Here is a 15,204-nt window from a genome sequence, read left to right as displayed (position 1 = left end):
TCATCTCATCCAGGCCGGGGTGACCGGCAGGCCGTTGTGGTGTCGGTATTCGGCGATTGCCTTGAGGTTCTTCAACTCCAGCAGATGGCCTGCGCCGAACATGTCCCAGAAATCCCCGACCCACACCGGCCGCTCCTGCGGTGCGGCTTCCGGATAGGGGTTGCGGTCGTAGAACGGGTGGTGGCAGTTGGTCCACAGCACCACCGAACCCGGCTTGTCGAACACGATCTCGGCATCGACGATCCGCATCAGGTAGACCATCCAGAGATGCTTGCCCTGATCCCATGCGCAGTGGTAGTCGACGGTCATGGCGTCCCGGTTGGCATGAGTCCGGGTGAATATCTTTGTCTCCGAACCCAATCGGTCGTAGGCCAGCCACAGTCCGGGTTCTTCGGTCGGCGTGAACCCTCGCAGGCTGTACGTCCACTCCTCGAGGCAGCGGGTGTCGGACATGTAGTCGAACAGTTCGTCGGGCGGACATTCGATATAGCTGTTGACGGTGCAGAACTCGCCGAACACCTGATCGTGCGGGTACACCGACCGCATCATTTCCATGATGACGGGCGTGGCCGTTTCCCGGGGTGAGGTCTCTATGCGGACCAGATCGTCGATCGGATCCGAGGTACCCCGGTGGGCGGTGATGTCATCAAGCGCGGGCAACGACATGGGGGCGGTTCTCCTTTGGGGTGGGCGGTGGTGAGGCGGTAGTGCTGAGAAATGCTGCGAACGGCGGTATTTCGTCGGCCGAGCACTCGACGCTGACGACTGACGGGCCATCGCTCTCCAATGCGGCGCGCAGCGCGCCTGGCAACTGATCGAGGTCCTCGACGTCCACGGAGTTCAGGCCGGGGAACATCGCGGCCAGCCCTGCGCCGAATCGGCTCGGCCCAAATCGGTTGTAGCTGTAGAGGTCGTCGTAGAACAGCTGTTCGCGCGTCACGCACATCGCATGGGCATGGTTGTCGAAGAGCAGGAACGTCACCGGCAAGCGATACTGCAGCGCCGTGTGGATCTCCATGCCGTGCATCAGGAAGGAGCCGTCGCCTGCGATGACGACGGTGCGACGACGGCGCCCGAACGCCACGCCGACGCCGGCTCCAAAGCTGTATCCCATGCCGCCCATACCGAGCGCGACGATGAATCGGCCGTCACGCCGCACCGGCAGATAGTGAATCGCCGACGCGCCGATGTTTCCCGCGTCGACGATGACGTCCGCACCGTCGGGCAGCATCTCGTCCAGCGCCCTCATCGCGTCGCGATACCGAATGCCGGGACCGTCCAGGGGCGGAGGCTGCAGTTCGGTGTGCGGCACCGCGTCAGATACCCGCACACCGAGCGTCCCGACCGACAGGGCGGCCGTCAGCAGCGACAACGAGCCGCGCAGGTCGTCGGTGTGCACGTGTTGACCCGCCACATACGGCGCAGCCGAACCGATCGACACGACCGGAACCGACGACAGCACGTCGTCCAGCCCGGCACGCGCCGTCACGCCCAACCGCGTGCCCACCAGGAGGCACAATGCGCTGTCGGCGATCGCGGTTGCGACCCCCGGATGGCCCATCACACCGGTGACACCCAGTGCCGATGACGACCCCATGCCCGGTGTCCCCGCGACGTCCTTCGCGTCAGGCACCGTCGCGATCCTTGCGCGCAACACGGCACGCAGCCGCTCGAGTTCCACGCGCGCGTCGTCACGAGCCACCTGCTCGCCCGCGATGATCGTGATCGGCCCGCCTGCACCCCGCAGCGCTTCTGCGATGGCCTCGGGATCGCCCGGCTGCGTCGCCGCGGTTTCGGTGACGACTCCGTTGGCACCGACCTCGGATTGCTGAATATCCTTGGGCAGCAACAACACAGCCGGTCCGCCAGTCGCAGCGGCCGCGATCGCTTCGGGGAGCGCGGTGAAGATGTCGTCGGCCCGCATCACCCGCCGGCAGTACACCGACACCTCGGCGAACAACGCCTCGGCATTCAAAGCGCCGTTGCGGCCGCTGGTGTCCTGGAAGGAGCCTCTGCCGTCAAGAGTGGTCGGCGGTTGTCCGATCAACGCCAGTACCGGAACCCGGCTCGCATACGCCTCGCCGAGCCCGGGAACGGTGTTCAGGCAGCCGCCGCCCGAGGTCGCGACCACCACGCCAAGCCCGGCGCCGCTGCGGCTGTAGCCGTCGGCCATGGTCGCGGCGGAGAACTCGTGCTTGGCGAGGACGGCGGTGATGTCATCGCGGAAATGCGCGGCGTCGTAGAGATCCTCGATGTTGGCCCCGTCGACACCGAAGAGATAGTCGATCCCGTTCGTCGCCAGGTACGCGACGATGTGGTCGACAACCCGGTGCCTTCTGGCCATTTCTCACTCGCTTCTCCCCGCCCCTACCAGTGACACGACTGGCAACCGAGTTGGGTTCACCAAGTGGCCCGGATCACAAGTGTCGTTCGAGCAAGACCTTCCCGTCGGCAGACGAAACCAGTTGCACCGCAGCGATTTCGTCCTTCTGCATCGGAGTGGTGGCGCTCGGCAGCGCAGTGGCGCCGGACAACCCGAGCCAGGTAGCTACCTCGGTGTGGCTGCCGTCGCGGCCCACGACGACCATGCCCAGGTTCTGTGGAGGGATGGTGCCTGCCTGGCCCCATTCGCCATACGAGCACGCCATGTCGATGCGGGTGCCCCAGCCGAATCCGGTCAGCGTGATCGACGCGTTGATCGGGGTATCCGACACCTTCGCCATGTCCATCGCCTGGGTGGTTTCCTGCGGGGTGTAGTCCTCCAAGCCCACGATCTCCGGACGAATGGCGATCACCACACCGACCGCCAGCAGCGCGGCGGCGACCCCGACCGCGGCCGACGTCAGCCACCGCGACCGTCTGCGGCGCCACCGCACCTTGTCGAGGATCGAGTCGAGCACCTCGGGCCGCAGCGGCGGAGTTTCGGGCGTCTCCTCATCGAGCGCACGGACGTCTTCGAGGTCCATCATCGCCAGTAACGCAGGCACGCCGCTGATCTCGGCAACCGCCGATCGGCACCGCTCACACGTCTCCAGGTGGGCCTCGTACTCCCGCCGTTCGCTGCTCGTCAGTGAACCCAGGACATAGGCCGCATCCCAGGTCACGTAGCGATCGCCGTCCATCAGATCACCGCCTAGGGGAAAACCGAATTGTGTCATCGTGTCACCCCCATTTCCTGAAGATTGAGTCGCAACGCCCGAACGGCGTAATGAAGCCGGGATTTCACCGTGCCTTCCGCGATCGAGAGATCCTTGGCGATCTGTGCGGTGGTCCAACCCTGGTAGTAGGACCGTCGAATCACTGCGCGATGTTCCTCGGAGAGCTGGCTCAGGGCCGTGCCTAGCAGCAACCTGTCCAATGCCGAGTCCACCTCGTCGGGGGCGGCACGGTCAGCGACCTGCTCGAGGTCGGGTGTGCCGGCTTCGTTGCGGTACCGCGCGCTGCGGCGCTCATCGATGATGAGGTTACGCGCCACGGTGAACAGCCAGGCCCTTGCCGACCGCTCGACTTCGTCGGTCACCTCGGGATGGCGCCAAGCACGAAGCAGCGTCTCCTGCACCACGTCCTCCGCACGCGCTTGATCCCCAGTAAGCCGCAGCGCATAGCGCCACAACGCCGCGGCATGCTCGTCATAAAGCACCCGCATCATGGCGGCTTCTGGATCGTCCACTACCAACCTCCGTCTTAGATACGACGTTGGTGGTGCTCGAGTTCATTACACGCGCTATGTGACCACTGCGCGGCCGAACGAATTAGACGGTGAGGATGCGCGGGCCGTCGTCTGTGACGGCCACGGTGTGCTCCCAGTGTGCGGCGCGCGAACCGTCGGCCGTCACGACGGTCCACTCGTCCTCCAACACGACGGTCTTTGTGGTGCCGAGCGTGAGCATCGGTTCGATGGCCAGCACGGACCCCGGCGCAAGGTACGGTCCGCGCCCCGGCGAGCCCTCGTTGGGCAGGAACGGGTCCATGTGCATCTGCCGGCCGATGCCGTGGCCGCCATAGCCCGCGACGATGCCGAACTTTCGGTCGTAGCGGGCCTCCGCGGCGTGCGTACCCGCCTCGATGGCATGGGAGACGTCGGTGAGCCGGTTGCCGGGCACCATGGCAGCGATGCCTGCTTCCATCGACTCACGAGTGGCCGCTGACAGCGCTTCGTCGACGGGGATCAACGCACCGATGCCGAAGGTGACGGCAGAGTCGCCGTGCCAACCGTCGAGGATCGCGCCGCAGTCGATGGACACCAGATCACCGGCGGCCAGTATCTCGCTTGCCGACGGAATGCCATGCACCACACGGTCATTCACCGATGCGCAGATGCTTGCCGGAAAGCCGTGATAGCCGAGAAACGACGGGACACCGCCGCCGTCGCGGATGATGGATTCGGCGATCTCGTCGAGAGCCAGCGTCGACACGCCCGGCGCCGCGGCCTGGCGGACGGCCAGCAGCGCGGAGGCGACCAGCGACCCGGCCGCCGCCATTGCATCGAGTTCGCCTGCGCTGCGCTGCGCGACGACCTTGCGGTTGCGCAGCCCCGGAAGGCCGATCATCTACTACCGACCGAGCGCCCGCAGGGCCCGCGCGAACACCTCGTCGAGCGCGCCGACGGCGTCGACCCGCTGCAGGTTGTTGTGGCTGTAGTACTCCAGCAGCGGCTCGGTCTCATCGCGGTACACCTGCATCCGGTTGTGGATGACCTCTTCGGTGTCGTCGGCGCGACCACGGCCCTTGAGGCGCGCGAACAGCTCCTCTTCAGAGACGGAGAACTCCAGCACCGCGTCGAGCTTGGTGTTGTGGTTCTTCAGCATCTCGTCGAGCGCCTTGGCCTGCTCCACCGAACGGGGGTAGCCGTCGAGAATGAAGCCGTCAGCGGCGTCGGCCTGCTCGATGCGGTCCTCGACCAGCTTGTTCGTCAACTCCGACGGCACCAGATCACCGGCGTCGAGGTAGCGCTTCGCTTCGACACCCAGCGGGGTGCCCTCGCTGATGTTCTTGCGGAACAGGTCCCCGGTCGAGATCTGCGGGATGCCGAGCTTCTCGGAGAGCTTCTGCGCCTGCGTGCCTTTGCCCGCGCCGGGCGGTCCCAGTAGAACGACTCTCACTTCAGGAACCCTTCGTAGTTGCGTTGCATCAGCTGGCTCTCGATCTGTTTCACGGTATCCAGTGCGACGCCGATCATGATCAGAACTGCGGTTCCGCCGAACGGAATGTTCTGCACACCGCCGCCGCCGCTGATGTCGAGGAACATGTTGGGCAGCACGGCGATCACGCCCAGGTAGATCGAGCCCGGCAGGGTAATGCGACTCAGCACGTAGCGCAGGTAGTCGGCGGTGGGTTTGCCGGGGCGGATGCCCGGAATGAAGCCGCCGAACTTCTTCATCTCGTCCGCACGTTCGTCCGGGTTGAACGTGATCGACACGTAGAAGTAGGTGAAGAAGATGATCAGCCCGAAGTAGATCGCGATGTACGCCGGATCGGATGGGTTGGTCAGGTGTTGGGCGATGAAGCGGGACCACCAGCTGTTGCCGGAATTGGCATTTCCGCCCTGGATCAGCTGGGTGATCAGATGCGGGATGTAGATCAGCGAGGACGCGAAGATCACCGGGATGACGCCGGCCTGGTTGACCTTGAGCGGCAGATACGTCGACGTGCCGCCGTACATGCGTCGGCCGACCATGCGCTTGGCGTACTGCACGGGGATGCGTCGTTGGCCCTGCTCGACGAACACCACGCCGACGATGATCGCCAGCGTCGCCAGGCAGACAACGCCGAATGCCAGGCCGCCGCGGCTGTCGAAGATCGTCTTGTACTCGACCGGGATACGCGCCGCGATGCCGGCGAAGATCAGCAGCGACATGCCGTTGCCGATACCGCGCTCGGTGACCAGCTCGCCCATCCACATCAGCAACGACGCGGCTGCCGTCATCACGAGCACCATGACGACCATCGTGAAGATGTTCAGGCCCTCGCTCTGGCCCTGGATGATGTCCAGGGTGCAGCTCGGGAAGAGCCCACCGTTGGCGGCCAGCGCCACCACACTGGTGGCCTGAAGGATCGCAAGCGCAACCGCGAGATAACGCGTGTACTGCGTCATCTTGGTCTGGCCCGCCTGGCCCTCCTTGCGCAGCTGCTCGAAGCGCGGAATGACCACGGTCAGCAGCTGCACGATGATGCTCGCGGTGATGTACGGCATGATGCCGACCGCGAACACGGTCAGGTGCAACAGTGCACCGCCGGAGAACAGGTTGATCAGCGAGTAGATCTGCGCCGAGTCACCGCCGCTGACCTGCTCGACGCACTTCTGTACGTTCGGGTAGTTGACGCCCGGCGAGGGGATCGAGGCGCCGATCCGGTACAGAATCACGATGCCAATCGTGAATAGGATCTTTCGCCTCAGGTCGACTGTCCTGAGCGAAGAGATGAAAGCCGAGAGCACTCTTCCTCCTGCGCAGCCGACCCGTAGTTCCCGGCGTGCGAATGGGGCTGGTTTCACCAGCGTCTTGGTTTAAGTCCTGCGCGCACCCCTGTCAGGCTCGTAGCCTGCGAAGTCACGCGTCAAACAGTCTACGAGACTAACAGTTGAGGTTGTTCCGCCCCGCATCCATCGTGGGCAACCGCGGCACGGACTGCATTCAGAATCCGAGCGTACAGTCGGCGACGGGTCATTACATCACCTAAGTAACGGCCTTCTACTACGTCGATAAGGGGTTTTGCGGCATGGCACGCACGGACAACGACTCGTGGGATCTGGCATCCAGCGTTGGGGCGACGGCCACCATGGTGGCGGCGGCCCGCGCGATGGCCACCACAGCCGAGCATCCGTTGATCGACGATCCTTACGCCGAACCGCTCGTCCGGGCAGTGGGCGTGGACTTCTTCACCCGCCTCGTCACCGGTGAGTTGCGCCCCGAGGACCTCGACATCGACAGCCAGTCGGTCGGCATGCAACGGATGGCCGACAACATGGCGGTGCGGACCAAGTTCTTCGACGACTTCTTTCTTGGCGCGGGGGCGGCCGGCGTCCGTCAAGCCGTGATTCTCGCTTCGGGGCTGGATTCCCGCGCATACCGGCTCGCGTGGCCGGCAGGGACCACGGTCTATGAGATCGACCAGCCCGAGGTGATCGAGTTCAAGACCCGCGTGCTCGCCGACCTTGGTGCCGAACCGACCGCGAAGCGGCGCACCGTCGCGATGGACCTGCGTTACGACTGGCCCTCCGCGCTCATCGAGGAGGGTTTCGACCCGAACGAGCCGACGGAATGGAGTGCAGAGGGACTGCTCGGATACCTACCGCCCGATGCACAGGACCGACTGCTCGACACCATCACCGAACTCAGCGCGCCCGGCAGCTGGGTGGCGGTGGAAAGCGTGCCGAACATCAATCCCGACGATCACGAGAGGGCGATCCAGCGCATGCAGGCCGCTTCGGCGCGGTGGCGCGACCACGGCTTCGACCTCGATTTCGCCGAACTCGTCTACCTCGGTGATCGCAACGAGGCAGCCGCCTATCTCGGTGAGCACGGCTGGCAGTTGAGCCGAAACAGCGTCACGGAGCTGTTCGCCGCCTATGGGATGCCGCCTCTCGAAGTCGACGACGAGGGAAACTTCGGCGATCTGCAGTACGTCAGGGGCGTGCTGAAAGGAGCGCACTGATGACCCGATCCGATGCCGACAGTTGGGATCTGGCGTCGAGCGTGGGGGCGACGGCCACCATGGTCGCCGCGGCGCGGGCGCTGGCCAGCCTCGAGCAAGAGCCGCTGATCAATGACCCGTTCGCCGCGGATCTGGTGCGGGCGGTCGGCGTCGACTTCTTCACCCGGCTGGTGAACGGAGAGATCCCGCTACCGGAGGGGGACGGTCCTCGGCTGATGGCCAGCGTGATCGCGGTGCGCACCCGCTTCTTCGATGATTTCTTCACCGAAGCAGGCACGGCGGGCATCGCGCAGGCGGTGATTCTGGCCAGTGGATTGGACTCGCGGCCGTACCGGTTGGCGTGGGCGCCTGGCACGGTCGTCTACGAGATCGACCAGCCGCAGGTGATCGAATTCAAGACCACGACCATGACCGCGATCGGTGCGACGCCGACCGCGCAGCGCCGCACCGTCGCCATCGACCTGCGCGAGGACTGGCCGGCCGCGTTGCGCGCCTGTGGTTTTGATGAAGCTCAGCCCACCGCGTGGAGCGCAGAAGGCCTGTTGCCGTATCTGCCGCCGGATGCCCAGGACCGGCTGTTCGACAACATCACCGCGCTCAGCGCGCCTGGCAGTCGACTCGCCACCGAATATCACCCCGACGCGGGTGCTGCGGTCGCGGAGCGGACGAAACGCTTGGGCGGACAGTGGCGCGAACATGGGTTTGACGTCGACTTGTCGCAGCTGTTCATTCCCGGCGAGCGCAGCCACGTAGGCGAATACCTGACCGGCCACGGCTGGCAGGTGTCGACGCGAACGCGGCGCGAGGTGTTCGCCGGCTACGGCAGGGACTTTCCTGTTACCGACGACGTTGCGCCGCTCAGTACCTCACTGGCGGTCATCGCGACACGAAAGTAGGAGACTCATGGCCCGAACCGAGGGTGACACCTGGGATCTGGCGTCCAGCGTGGGTGCGACCGCAACCGGCGTGGCCGCCTCCCGCGCGTTGGCGTCCAAACAGCCCAATCCGCTTATCAACGACCCCTACGCCGACGCGCTCGTCAAGGCCGTCGGTCTCGAACATCTCAACAAGCTCGCCGACGGCGAACTGGAGTACGGCGACGATCCGCTGTTCAACCGCCAGCAGATATGTGAGCAGATCGCCGTGCGCACAAGGTTTTTCGATGACTTTTTCATCGGGGCCGTATCCGCAGGTATTCGCCAGGCGGTGATTCTGGCATCAGGTTTGGACACCCGCGCCTATCGGCTTCCCTGGCCGCGGGAAGCGGTGGTGTTCGAAGTCGACCAGCCACAAGTGATCGAGTTCAAGACCCGCGTGCTCGAAGGTTTGGGCGCACAACCCGCGGCCACCCGGCGGACGGTTTCGGTCGATCTGCGCGATGACTGGCCGGCGGCGTTGCGGGACAGCGGATTTGACCCACGGCTCCCCACCGCGTGGATCGCCGAGGGCCTGCTGATCTACTTGCCGCCCGACGCTCAGGACCGGTTGTTCGACAACGTCACCGCGCTCAGCGCGCCGGGCAGCAGGCTGGCGACCGAGCACATGGATTTTCAGGGGTCGCCCGACGAGTGGGTCGAAAGGCTGTCCGAGAGGTCACGCCGCATGGGCTCCGACCTCAACCTCGCCGAGCTGTTCTACACGGCCGATCGCAACCGGGCCGACCAGTACCTGATCTCCAAGAGCTGGGACGTCACCATCCGGCCCAACCGAAAAGCCTATGCAATCAATGGTTTCCAGTATCCCGAGGATGAGCTGACCGCCTTCGCCGGCGACAGCGGTTATCTCTCGGCAATCCTCGACTAGGAGAATCGCATGCCACGTACAGAAGGTGATACCTGGGATCTGGCGTCCAGCGTGGGCGCCACCGCCACGATGGTTGCCGCGCAGAGGGCGCTCGCAAATCGAGAGGGCCTGATCGACGACCCGTTCGCCGAGCCACTGGTGCGCGCCGTCGGCTTGGACTTCTTTATTCAGGCGCTCGACGGTGACATCGTTTTCGAAGACGTGAATCCGGAATTCAACATGCGCCGGGCGGCCGAAGGCATGGCGGTGCGCACCCGTTGGTTCGACAAGCTGTTCACCGACGCGACCGCCGTTGGTGTGCGACAGGCAGTGATCCTTGCCGCCGGACTCGATGCGCGGGCTTATCGACTGGACTGGGCTGACGGCACGACTGTCTACGAACTCGACCAGCCTGAGGTCATCGACTTCAAATCGAATACGCTGGCAGGGCTGGACGCCAAGCCCAAAGCGAACCGCGTCACGATCGCGATCGACCTGCGCAATGACTGGCCGAAAGCGCTGCTGGACAACGGCTTCGATCCAGGCCAGCCCACCGCTTGGATCGCCGAGGGCCTACTGATCTACCTTCCGCCCGAGGCGCAGGACCTGTTGTTCGACCGGATCAACGAGCTCAGCGCCCCCGGCAGTCGGGTCGCAACCGAGCACATTCCGGACGTCAGCATGTTCTCCGATGAGCGCGCACAGCAGATCAGAGAACGGATGAAGAAGTACGGCCACGATATCGAGATGGGTGACCTCATCTACCACGGCGAGCGCAGCCACGTCATCGAGTATCTGGAGGGACACGGCTGGGACGTGACGGCGCAGGCCATGCGAGAGGCCTACGCCGCCAACGGCTTTGAGTTCCCCGAGAACGAGACGATCGGGTTCTTCTCGAACCTCAGCTACGTCGCCGCGGTGAAGCGCTAGGTCCGACCGACTACGTACCCGCTCGAGCCGCGTCCACCCTCGCCGGATCCAAGAGGACCAGCGTGTCGCCATCGAGGGTGGACTGGATCTGCGAGCCGGGGGTTGTCGGGGTAATCGTGCGCGTCAACTTGTTGATGGTCAGGTCGCCCGTCAAGGAACCGGTGTGAGTTCCCGTCACCGTGACGGCCGCCTGGTAATGGATTGTGTTCTGTGCGGCGCTCTGATCGGTTGACTCGGTGCCGTTCAGAATCATCCCCTGGTCATTGACGTAATTGGTGTAGGTGACCGTGCGGGTGATGTGACCTGTTGTGGCGTCCGTCGACTCGGTGACTAATGCAGTGCCGCCTCCGGTGCCGGTGTACGTCCCGGTTGGCAGCAGCTTCACCTGCTGAGGAGTGTTGGAGGCAAGCGTCGGCAATGTGGACGACAGGGCTGGCGTCGTTTTGTCTGTGACTGAACCGACGCTGGTTGTGTACTTCAGGTTGGCCACAACCAGCCGTGATCTCTCACCCGTCGGGTCTGTGGAGTCAGCTTCCCAGAACGCAACCGCGGTGCCGTCGGCATTCCAGCTCGGCATGCTTCGGGCGGTGTAATTGTCGCCTTCGTCTTCGGGAGTGTTCGGGTCGTCACTGACGAAAAGAGGAATTCCGTTCTCGCGCTTGAGATCATCCTCGACCGCGATCAGCCACGGCTGATTGGAAACATTGTAGGCATCGGACGAGCCCGCATACACGGTGTAGACCGAGCCTTGGATCAGGAGCGGCAGGAACGCCGGCCGCACGATCCTCGACACCGGTGTCAGCGCGTCAAGGCCGCGTGCACTGTCGATCGTTATCCACTGGTTGTTGGGCGACAGATCGGCGTCTTCGTCGTAGTCGAGGTTGCCGGTCAGCCGGGTCACATTCCCCGTGGCGAGGTCTACGACGATGTCATCGACGTTGCCCGACTCATAGAGGCCGCCCTGAACGATCACGCCTTTGCCGTCATGCGTCCATTGCTTGCCCTCACCAACCGGATAGACCACCCGCGCATCGGTGATGCGATATTCCGGCGCACCTGTCGTCGCGTTCGTGGTGCGGGTCAACGTGCCGACTACCGGGACGGCCGTGATGAAGCCGGGGGGATCCAACGGGTTTGGAACGAGCTGAATTTGGCTGAACAGCACGTGCGTCCCGTCTGGGGAAACTCGCATCTCGCGCTGGGGGTCGGTGGCAATGACGCCGGGCTTGCCGGGCGGGGTGAACACGCGTACCAGCCGTGTTCCGTTGGCATCGCTTTCTAAAACGACGTTGGTATAAGAGCCCCCTGACCGGGATTGCATCAGAATGCGACCCGACCCATCCTCGAAAGGCACTGGCTTATACAGATCCCGGGGGGCAGTGGTGCCGCCGGGCAGAGGAGTCGGGTCGGCCAGTCCACACGTCAGGCAACGCAGACCAGTGCCGTCGGGACTGACCTGATAGATCTCCCGGCGCGCGTCGGCCGCAGCGCCCGGTGGTGTCGCGCTGAACAAAAGGGATTTCCCGTCGGCGGCGAAACGTGGAATGGCCGCGTCGGTCATGCCTACAGGCAAGGAGACGATCACGCGCTCGGCGGTGGGAGATTGCACGGCGAGACCGATGGTCTGCTGGTCGCTATGGGCGGTGAACAAGCTCAGCAGATTGAACTTGCCGTCGGTGACCGACATGGTGAACGAATCATATTGTGCAGCCGAGTAATTGATGTCGTTCGGCGTGTAGGTGAAGTTGCCGGTCGCCTGATCGATGGTCAAGGTGCCATGCTGGGGGCCTTGGGTGACTTTGTAGGTCAGCGCGTCCCCCTCGGCGTCGGTGGCCCCGATGTTGCCGGTGACAGTCTGACCGGTCTGCACCGTCGTGGTCGGGTTGTAGTTGATCGTGGGCGACTGGTTGAACAAGTTGCGTCGCACCCACGCCAGCACCGCCCACACCGCCGGAGTCAACGGCTCCGGCGAATCGGGGGCCGGCGCCAGGAGCGGCTTGAGCAGATTGGTGACAATGGCGTTGAGGAATCCCACGACTCCGGTGACGGGAATCGCGAGTTGCGCCGTCGGTGCGACCGGAGCGGTGACCGGTGTGATCGCAGCAGCGAGCGTGCTGGTGGTGCCAGGTGCCTCCTCCGCCTCCGCAGCAGTGACAGACCGTGATGTGGTGGCCGTCGCGGACGGTTGTTCGGTGACGACCTTGACAGCTGCAACCGATGATGTCGGCGAGGACGGCGCAGACGCAGCGGTGACCGCAGCGGTGACGGCCGCGGACTTCTTCGAGTTCGCTTCGGGCTCAACGGGCTTCGACGCCGGCTGCTCCGGCTCAGGCGCCGAGGTAACTGGCAGCTCCGGTTGAGCCTCCGTGCTAGTCGGCGCAGGAGGGGTCGATGCTGCCGGTTCGGTGGTGCTGGTGTGCGCCCCACCGCTGCTACTCACAGTCACACCCGGCCCAACCTGGGTAGTCGACGACGTCGTGCCGGACGTCGATGTTGCGCCAGCCGTGGCCGTGCCGGTAGCGGTCGACGTTGATCCGACGCCGGTGGTGGATGAGCCGCTATCTGTCGTCGTCGTAGTGGACGTTCCAGTGCTCGGTGGGGCCGACGCCGACGAGCTGGATTCCGTGTTGGTCGCCGAACTGTCTTGCGACGTCGACGATGTGCTCGAAGTGTCCGCGCTCGCCAGACCTGGCGAAGTAACGACCATCACCCCGATACCCAACGCCGCGGCCAATGCACCGACGCGACCGATATAACGTCCATAGGTGCTGACGTCGGAAGTCGATGTCCTCATGTGATCCTCCTTGAGTGCTTCCGATTGGTGGGTAGTTAGACGCCCGATTGCGCGGCAGCTACGTCGGCCGGGTCCAAGATGCTTTGCACGTCTCCATCAAGTTCGGAAGTGATGTAGCCGTTCAGTGTTTGGCGGTTCACGACCGTCGCATCACCGCGCAGGTAGCCGGTGTGCGTTCCGGTGACCGTGATGTTGGCGGTGTAGTGGATGGAGAGTTGGTTGGCGGTGATGTTGGTTGATTCGGTGCCGTTGAGGACCATTCCGTCTTCGTTGACGTAGTCGGAGTAAACGACGGTGCGGATGGTGTGGCCGGCCTGCGTCGGGTCGGGGGCCTCGGTCACCGTGGCCGTGCCGCCCCCGGCCCCGGCGTACGTGCCTGTCGGCGGCAGGGCAGGGGCACTGGGAACGTACGTGCTCAGCTTGGGCATGGTCGACGACAGTTGCGGGGTCGACTTGTCACCCTCTACCCCTCCGACGCTCGTCGTGTACTTCAGGTTGGCGATGACGAGACGCGTGTCGGTCGGATCATCCTTGCTCTGCTCCCAGAAGGCGACCGCGTTCCCGGTGGGGCTCCAGCCAGGCATGCTCTGCCCGGCATATCCGTCGCCCTCGACGATCAGTGGGAGGCCGTTTTCTCGCTTGAGCTCATCGTCGATCGCGACCACCCATGCTTGATTCGAAACGTTCACGGGCGAGGCATAGGCGAGGTACACCGGGCCGACGATGTAGGCCGGCAGGAATGCCGGCCGTACGATCCGCGACATTGGCGTCAGCGCGTCAAGCCCTCGCGTACTCCCGGCGACAATCCACTGCCCGTTGGGCGATTCGAAGACGTTCTCTTCGTAATCCAGACCGGCGGTCTCCCGGGTGATGTTCCCCGTGGCAAGGTCGACCTTGATGGCGTCGACGTTGCCTGCGTCGTACTGCCCGCCCTGAATGATCACACTCTTACCATCGGGCGTCCACGACTTACCTTCGCCGTAAGGTGCGACCACACGCGCGTCATCGATGACGTATCCGTTCCCAGTGCGCACCAAGGTGCCCACGACCGGGACGATAGCGACGTAGCCGTTGGTGCCTAACTCCAATCGGCTGAACAACAGGTGCGTTCCGTCGGGCGAAACCTTCACCTCGCGTTGCCGATCAACGACAAACGTCGGACTGTCCGGCGTGGTGAGGGGAACCAACTGCTTGCCGGCGACACCGTCTTCGAAAATCACGTACGTGTACTTGTCTGGGCCGGTTGTGATCCGAATCAGAACCCGCCCGGAACCGTCTTCGAACGGTAAGGGCTTCTGCAGGTCGCCCGTGATGCTCGTACTGACACCACAGGTCACGCATCTGAGGTCGGTGCCATCGATCCCGATTTGGTAGACCTCCTGGCGGCCACCGACTACCGGTTGGGCGCTGAAGTAGAGGGATTGTCCGTCGGCAGAGAAGCGTGGCCGGTTCGGGTTGGATATGTTGTTGGGCAAGTTCAGGATGACGCGTTCGACGGTGGGGTTGAGCACTGTGACGCCGATGGTTTCCTGGTCGCCGTGCGGGGTGAACAGTCCCAGCAGGTTGAACTTGCCGTCGGTGACCGACACAGTGAACGAATCGGTTTGTGCCGCATCATAATTGATGTCGTTGGGCGTGTAGGTGAAGTTGCCCGTCGCTTGATCTATCGTCAGCGTGCCGTGCTGCGGCGCCTGAGTGACCTTGTAGGTCAACGGATCACCCTCGGCGTCGGTGGCCCCGATCTTGCCGGTGACGGTCTGACCGGTCTGCACCGTCGTCGTCGGGTTGTAGTTGATGGTCGGCGACTGATTGAACAGATTGCGTCGCACCCAAGCCAGCACCGCCCACACCGCCGGAGTCAACGGCTCCGGCGAATCGGGGGCCGGCGCCAGGAACGGCTTCAGCAGATTGGTGACAACGGCGTTGAGGAATCCCACGACTCCGGTGACCGGAATCGCGAGTTGAGCCGTCGGTGCGACCGGAGCGGTGACCGGTGTGATCGCAGCAGCGAGCGTGCTGGTGGCGCCAGGTGCCTGCTCCGCCTC

General features: G+C 64.1%; 15 protein-coding genes. 6 read left to right on the top strand and 9 right to left on the bottom strand.

Annotated features, from left to right (window positions below; genetic code table 11):
• The 7 genes from J3E61_RS15970 to secY all read right to left on the bottom strand — a co-directional run bounded on the left by J3E61_RS15970 (nt 1) and on the right by secY (nt 6,436).
• Complete coding sequence (locus J3E61_RS15970; protein WP_192722020.1) at nt 1-666, bottom strand: SRPBCC family protein; 666 nt, start codon at nt 664-666, stop codon at nt 1-3.
• Nucleotides 647-2,344 (bottom strand): thiamine pyrophosphate-binding protein, encoded by a 1,698-nt coding sequence (locus J3E61_RS15965; RefSeq protein ID WP_210084200.1) that lies wholly within the window; start codon nt 2,342-2,344, stop codon nt 647-649. Before J3E61_RS15965 ends, J3E61_RS15970 begins: the two co-directional genes overlap by 20 nt.
• 73 nt (nt 2,345-2,417) lie before the next feature.
• Entirely contained in the window at nt 2,418-3,158 is a 741-nt protein-coding gene (locus J3E61_RS15960) for a zf-HC2 domain-containing protein (RefSeq protein ID WP_192722022.1), read from the bottom strand.
• Complete coding sequence (locus J3E61_RS15955; protein ID WP_192722023.1) at nt 3,155-3,670, bottom strand: sigma-70 family RNA polymerase sigma factor; 516 nt, start codon at nt 3,668-3,670, stop codon at nt 3,155-3,157. Before J3E61_RS15955 ends, J3E61_RS15960 begins: the two co-directional genes overlap by 4 nt.
• An 82-nt stretch (nt 3,671-3,752) precedes the next feature.
• On the bottom strand, nt 3,753-4,550 hold the full coding sequence (map, locus tag J3E61_RS15950) for a type I methionyl aminopeptidase (protein WP_192722024.1): 798 nt from the start codon (nt 4,548-4,550) through the stop codon (nt 3,753-3,755).
• 3 nt (nt 4,551-4,553) lie between these two features.
• Nucleotides 4,554-5,102: an adenylate kinase gene (locus J3E61_RS15945; protein WP_192722025.1), complete on the bottom strand. Its 549-nt coding sequence runs from the start codon at nt 5,100-5,102 to the stop codon at nt 4,554-4,556.
• Nucleotides 5,099-6,436 carry a preprotein translocase subunit SecY gene (gene secY, locus J3E61_RS15940; RefSeq protein WP_192722026.1) on the bottom strand — a complete coding sequence of 446 codons (1,338 nt, stop codon included), beginning with the start codon at nt 6,434-6,436 and terminating at the stop codon, nt 5,099-5,101. Before secY ends, J3E61_RS15945 begins: the two co-directional genes overlap by 4 nt.
• Nucleotides 6,437-6,717: 281 nt before the next feature.
• Between secY and J3E61_RS15935 the strand changes: the two genes are divergently transcribed.
• Genes J3E61_RS15935 through J3E61_RS15920 form a run of 4 tightly spaced genes read left to right on the top strand, consistent with a single transcriptional unit; the run spans nt 6,718 to nt 10,365 of the window.
• Entirely contained in the window at nt 6,718-7,653 is a 936-nt protein-coding gene (locus tag J3E61_RS15935) for a class I SAM-dependent methyltransferase (protein WP_210084199.1), read from the top strand.
• Nucleotides 7,653-8,549, top strand: coding sequence for a class I SAM-dependent methyltransferase (locus J3E61_RS15930; RefSeq protein ID WP_210084198.1), 897 nt, complete (start codon nt 7,653-7,655; stop codon nt 8,547-8,549). The genes J3E61_RS15935 and J3E61_RS15930 overlap by 1 nt, the downstream gene beginning before the upstream one ends.
• 7 nt (nt 8,550-8,556) lie before the next feature.
• Nucleotides 8,557-9,456, top strand: coding sequence for a class I SAM-dependent methyltransferase (locus J3E61_RS15925; protein ID WP_210084197.1), 900 nt, complete (start codon nt 8,557-8,559; stop codon nt 9,454-9,456).
• Nucleotides 9,457-9,465: 9 nt separating this feature from the next.
• Nucleotides 9,466-10,365, top strand: coding sequence for a class I SAM-dependent methyltransferase (locus tag J3E61_RS15920; protein ID WP_210084196.1), 900 nt, complete (start codon nt 9,466-9,468; stop codon nt 10,363-10,365).
• A 10-nt stretch (nt 10,366-10,375) separates the two neighbouring features.
• On the opposite strand, the gene J3E61_RS15915 is transcribed toward J3E61_RS15920, so the two are convergent.
• Nucleotides 10,376-12,400 carry a hypothetical protein gene (locus tag J3E61_RS15915; RefSeq protein ID WP_210084195.1) on the bottom strand — a complete coding sequence of 675 codons (2,025 nt, stop codon included), beginning with the start codon at nt 12,398-12,400 and terminating at the stop codon, nt 10,376-10,378.
• A 7-nt stretch (nt 12,401-12,407) separates the two neighbouring features.
• On the opposite strand from J3E61_RS15915, the gene J3E61_RS15910 reads away from it, so the two are divergent.
• On the top strand, nt 12,408-12,725 hold the full coding sequence (locus tag J3E61_RS15910; protein WP_210084194.1) for a hypothetical protein: 318 nt from the start codon (nt 12,408-12,410) through the stop codon (nt 12,723-12,725).
• A gap of 6 nt (nt 12,726-12,731) precedes the next feature.
• The gene (locus tag J3E61_RS15905) at nt 12,732-13,121 is read left to right on the top strand and encodes a hypothetical protein (RefSeq protein ID WP_210084193.1); all 390 of its coding nucleotides are present in this window, start codon (nt 12,732-12,734) and stop codon (nt 13,119-13,121) included.
• 73 nt (nt 13,122-13,194) lie between these two features.
• On the opposite strand, the gene J3E61_RS15900 is transcribed toward J3E61_RS15905, so the two are convergent.
• Nucleotides 13,195-15,096 carry a PD40 domain-containing protein gene (locus tag J3E61_RS15900; RefSeq protein ID WP_210085586.1) on the bottom strand — a complete coding sequence of 634 codons (1,902 nt, stop codon included), beginning with the start codon at nt 15,094-15,096 and terminating at the stop codon, nt 13,195-13,197.
• Between the last annotated feature and the right edge of the window lie 108 nt (nt 15,097-15,204).

Source organism: Mycobacterium sp. OAE908, from assembly GCF_017872775.1.
In the GTDB taxonomy this organism is placed as follows: domain Bacteria; phylum Actinomycetota; class Actinomycetes; order Mycobacteriales; family Mycobacteriaceae; genus Mycobacterium.
The sequence above is the reverse complement of the archived record's forward strand: the minus strand, read 5'-3'. Positions and strand labels throughout refer to the sequence as shown.